6 protein-coding genes are annotated in these 4792 nt (G+C 41.2%); all 6 read right to left on the reverse strand.

Annotated elements, in window-relative coordinates; all coding sequences use genetic code 11:
• A partial coding sequence (locus O9334_RS17045) for a glycosyltransferase (RefSeq protein ID WP_288001370.1) occupies positions 1-210 on the reverse strand: 210 nt, incomplete at its 3' end.
• Positions 207-569 (reverse strand): GtrA family protein, encoded by a 363-nt coding sequence (locus O9334_RS17050; RefSeq protein ID WP_288001372.1) that lies wholly within the window; start codon positions 567-569, stop codon positions 207-209. The genes O9334_RS17045 and O9334_RS17050, both read right to left, overlap by 4 nt.
• 122 nt (positions 570-691) lie before the next feature.
• The gene (locus tag O9334_RS17055) at positions 692-1756 is read right to left on the reverse strand and encodes an AroB-related putative sugar phosphate phospholyase (cyclizing) (protein WP_288001374.1); all 1065 of its coding nucleotides are present in this window, start codon (positions 1754-1756) and stop codon (positions 692-694) included.
• A gap of 25 nt (positions 1757-1781) precedes the next feature.
• A complete protein-coding gene (locus O9334_RS17060) occupies positions 1782-2465 on the reverse strand; it encodes an SDR family NAD(P)-dependent oxidoreductase (protein WP_045358450.1) in 684 nt (227 codons plus the stop codon).
• Positions 2440-3264 (reverse strand): aldolase/citrate lyase family protein, encoded by an 825-nt coding sequence (locus tag O9334_RS17065; protein ID WP_004163421.1) that lies wholly within the window; start codon positions 3262-3264, stop codon positions 2440-2442. The genes O9334_RS17060 and O9334_RS17065 overlap by 26 nt, the downstream gene beginning before the upstream one ends.
• Positions 3265-3320: 56 nt before the next feature.
• A partial coding sequence (locus O9334_RS17070; RefSeq protein WP_288001377.1) for a thiamine pyrophosphate-binding protein occupies positions 3321-4792 on the reverse strand: 1472 nt, incomplete at its 5' end.

Consider the following 4792-nt stretch of genomic DNA (forward strand, 5'->3'; position numbering starts at 1 on the left):
TCTAGCATTAACGATGACTTTTACCCTGGGGTCTTTTTGAGCAATTTTTTTTAATTCATCTACAGTTTTATCTTGGGAAGCGTTATCGATAAAAAGATGTTCATACTCATAGTTAGGTAACTGATTAAAGACTTCTTTAACCCGCAGGTAAAGGTCTTCAACATTTCCTTCCTCATTATAACAAGGAGTCATTACAGTAATTTTCTTCATTGTGATCTTTCTCTAAAAACAAATAGTTTCATTAAAATAAAAGAGATGACAGCCATGGGAAGAACCAAGATAGCACCAGCGATTAACATTTTAGTTTTTTGCTCGATGCCAATATCAATAGCATCAACAATTCTCAGGGCCTCAACGTTCAAGAGAAAAGTCACCACATAAACTAAGACAAAACGAAAGATTAATTTATTGTTTTGGCTACCAAAAACTAACTTTCCCGTGGTTTGAAAGTTAAATAAAACCCCCAGAATAGTAGCCAGCAAGACAGCATATTTATAATTTAGTCCTATCAGTATAATACTACCATATAAAAAATAACTGAATAAGGTATTCAGTACGCCAACTAACACAAACCTGGCAAATTCATGTTTTTTAATCAGGTTAACCAATCTATGCTTTTTGATCAGATACATTTTCTTAGTTCATTCCCCCGCAAGTCATTAATTATTGATTAGATTATTGTTGCCCAATTTTAACAGATAACTGTCAAAAATTCATTGAGTAGAGGTCTCACTTGATTCTCTAACTCTAGCGAAACCTTCTCCATTTTACCTTCTCCTCGTGTTAGGATGCAGTTAATTGATCTTCCAGTATTTTTCTTGTCCAGTTTAATTGCTCCTAAAATAAGCTCTAAAATATTAGAGGTTAACTCCTGGTTATAAGGCTGATAATAAGGTTTCAAAAACTCTTCCAAATTATCAAAATATCCCGATTCTACCATTCCTAGTCTTTCGGAAAAGAAGGTAGCCGTAAGCACCCCTAAAGTTACAGCAATTCCATGGGGAATTTTATAGTTAGTGGCCGATTCATAAGCGTGTCCGAAAGTATGCCCATAATTTAAAATATTTCTAATTCCCTTGTCAAACTCATCCCGCTCAATGTAACGTTTCTTGATATTTAGAGCATCTAAAATTAGATTTTGAATCTCTAGAAAATCCGACGATAGTTTTTGAAGATTAATTTTCATTTGTTGAACTTCAGATTGACCAGCCAGTAAATTTAGCTTGATAATTTCCCCCAACCCAGAGCGAATTTCATCAGAGGGTAAGGTCTTCAATACAGAAAAAACAAGAATAATCTCATGGGGAGGATAAAATGTCCCGATTTGGTTTTTGAAGTTTTGGATATTGATCGAGCTTTTACTGCCAATACAACTATCACATTGAGCTAATAAGGTAGTAGGAATTAATATCCATTTAATCCCCCTAAATAAAACGGAAGCTATAAAACAGCCAATATCTTGAATAACTCCACCTCCAATTACTAGCAAGGTACAGTCTTTCCTAAAACCTAATTCCAAGAGGTTTAAAAAAATTGGTGTGAGTTGTTCAAAAGATTTTTGTTCCTCCGTAGCCTCTATTTTTAAGAGAGGGCGATCGGACAAAACTTCTTCTATTGGCTGTGAGTACAGGTGGAAAACGTTACTATCAACTAAAGTAAAAACGGTCTTGTCTTTAACAGCTTGTGTTAAAGCATCTTTTAAGCCTTCCTTGACTTCAACACAGTAGGGGTGAAATTGACTTTGGATTTCTAGCATAACTCAAGAACCTTAAAATCAGGGTTTATTTACAGGTGAAGCCGCCATCAATTACTAGAGTTTGTCCAGTGAGATAGGTATTTTCTTCCGAACACAAAAAACTAACTAGCTTGGCAATTTCATGGGGTTGGGCAAGACGTTGTAAGGGAATGGTAGCAGTAATTGCCGCTAACTGTTCAGGGGAATTATTGACAAAGGTTAACTCGGTTTCCACATATCCCGGACAAACCGCGTTTACGAGAATACCATAGGGAGCCAATTCCACTGCCGCAGTCCGGGTCAAACCGTTTAACCCTGCTTTAGTTGCCGAGTAAGCAGAGCGGTTTTCTCTGGTGACTAAACTAAAGATAGAGCTTATATTGACTATCCTTCCCCACTTTTGGGCTTTCATATAGGGAGAGAACCCTCTAATTAGGGCCATGGGGGCGGTCAAATTCACCTGAAGCATAATTTGCCAGTCCTCATCTTTGACATGGGTAAGTTCATTGAGAAGATTAATCCCAGCATTATTGATGATTATGTCAAACCCCTTCCCCTGCTCGGAAGCGATATAAGCGGCAATGGACTCCATGCGGGAAAGATCCAAGACATCCCGTGTTGGGGCAATTACTTCAACGCCTTGGTCTTCCAATAATGAGGCCATGGCAGCCCCAAGTCCGCGAGAACCTCCAGTAATCAAGGCTTTATGATGCTTTGTTAGATTTACCATAGAGTAATTTATTAATTGAACTGCGGTAGCGTTCTTCCATCATTTCTAAGCGACTATCATCTTCTCGATGAATTGCCCCATAGTAATTCTTTTTATTCTTCAGCCACATAAGCTCAAATTCAACCGCCTTCAAAAAAGCCTCCTCCGGGTTATTGATGGCTTCCGGACAACGGAAGACAACCTTTCGGGTTTCAAAGCGATCAAGATGTCCTTCAGGAAAGGCTTTAAAGAAAGGTAATGAATGAACGGAAACCCCACCGCCTACAACCACCTTTAACCCGGCTGATTTCGCTTTTTCAGCAATTTTCAAGGCAATATCTAGGACTTGATCGCTATTAATATCTTCACGAGTCAATCCCATAGAACCTGACAGGTCAACTCGCCCAATCACCACCCCACTTAAAGACTTGATTTCGGGCAAGGATAACATTTCATCAAAGTTTTTAAAAGCTGTAATCGTTTCTAAGTTAATCAGAAATTCTACATCTTGTTTTTGATCACTGCTAAAGCCGATATTGATCGCATTCAAGTATTTTTTCAAGGCGTAGGCCGTTTCTACCATGGGAGCAATTACCCGTTCAGCCCCTAAGCTAGTAGCATCAAACATATCCTTGATGGCCTCACAGCCACCAATTTTTAAGTTTAAACCCAAGCCGGCTGTAAGACTAACCTCTTTGAGGCGCATTGCTTCTTCCATGCGGGTGCCTTCCGCTTCAAATTCGGCCTTGACTCCACAAACGTTATAGTTCTCCTTTAATTCCAATAAAAGTTCCACCATTCGTTTTTCCATCGAGTTCATAGTTTTCCTGCTCCTTGATTAGCTAGTTTTAAGTTTGAACTTGAAAGAAGTATAACCTATTCAGTCATGGGCGCAACAATCATATTACTCATAAACTCATCCCGATCTAGGAAGGGGGACAAATCTTCTAAGGGAGAAGATACCATGCGTCCATCATCCAAGCGACGAGAAGACAACTTAGGAGCAAAGGGTTGATTGAGGTCAAGAAACACTTCACATATCTGAGAACCTTCTCCTTCAATGGTTTCTTGAATAGCTTCCCGCATAGTTGCATGTTCTCGGCAAAGTCGGTAAGGAATCCCATAGGCCGCAGCTAACTTTTCAAAACTGGGAAAGGTCACGCCACTTTCAGGTCCACAACCGACAATATTATCGGCAAAGAAATTCTGCTGAGTTTGACGAATCGAGTGATAGCCTTGATTATTGAGGACAAAAATCTTGATAGGCAGTTGATATCCCACCAGGGTTTGTAATTCTTGTAGGTTTAATTGAATGCTGCCATCTCCCGCAATACAAATCACTCGCCGCTTACCACTGGCAATACAGGCCCCAATCGCCGCGGGTAGATCGTATCCCATGGAGGCACAACCAGAGTTAGTGTAGAGGCGCTGTCCCTCTTTGATTGATGCCGCTTGAAATGTCGTCACACAGGCGGTTCCATCACCGGTCACGACTATTTCTCCTGGGGGGAGTTCCTTAAAGAGAGTTTGAGCAAAGCAATAAGGGTTAACTGCCCCTTGTGTTAGCCAATATTCGGGTAAGACAGTGGGATATTTTTCCTTACGAAGCAAACACCAGTCTAGCCACTGTTGATGGTGTTGTGTTGGCTCAACTTGATGTTGCAGTAAATGCGCCAAGAAGTCGGCTACATCAGCATGAACAGGTAGATCCGGCTTGAGCGTTGGCTTTTTCAGTTCTGATTCGTCAATATCCACGATAATCTTATAGGCTTCCCGGGCAAAATTTTCCCAGTTATAGCTCACCTGGCGGATGTTGAGCCGGCAACCTAAAACTAATAAGAAATCAGCATTTTGGACGGCAAAATTACCAGGGCGATCGCCGACCGTGCCGGGCCTACCAATATAGTAAGGATGATCGTTCCAGATCAGATCGTGAGCGTTCCAAGCTGTAACTACGGGGATTTTCCAAGTATTCACTAAGCGCAGGAAGTCTTCATAAGCCCTCCCTAAACGAATTCCCGAGCCGGCGTAGATAACCGGGCGTTCGGCGGTTTTCAGTCGGTTGATAACTTGTTCACAGGTAGCTGCTAGATTGGTAGTAGTATAGTTGATGGCATCTTCTTTGGGGTCGTAGCCCGGTAGAGATGTGGGATCAATCTTAGCTCCTTGAACATTCATCGGGATATCCAACCAGCAAGGACCGGGACGGCCAGATTGAGCCAGATGTAATGCTCTTTCGAGATGGTAGCGAATTGACTGGGGCTCTGTCACCATCACCGCGTATTTGGTGATCGGTTCCACCAATTTAACAATGTCAATTTCCTGATCTCCCAATTGTCTGAGGGGTA

The sequence above is a fragment of the Microcystis sp. LE19-8.1F genome, from assembly GCF_027531715.1.
GTDB lineage: Bacteria > Cyanobacteriota > Cyanobacteriia > Cyanobacteriales > Microcystaceae > Microcystis > Microcystis wesenbergii_A.

Coding starts and splice junctions, on each gene's coding strand:
- O9334_RS17055 (WP_288001374.1), bottom strand. CDS start 1,756: ATGCTAGAAATCCAAAGTCAATTTCACCCCTACTGTGTTGAAGTCAAG.
- O9334_RS17060 (WP_045358450.1), bottom strand. CDS start 2,465: ATGGTAAATCTAACAAAGCATCATAAAGCCTTGATTACTGGAGGTTCT.
- O9334_RS17065 (WP_004163421.1), bottom strand. CDS start 3,264: ATGAACTCGATGGAAAAACGAATGGTGGAACTTTTATTGGAATTAAAG.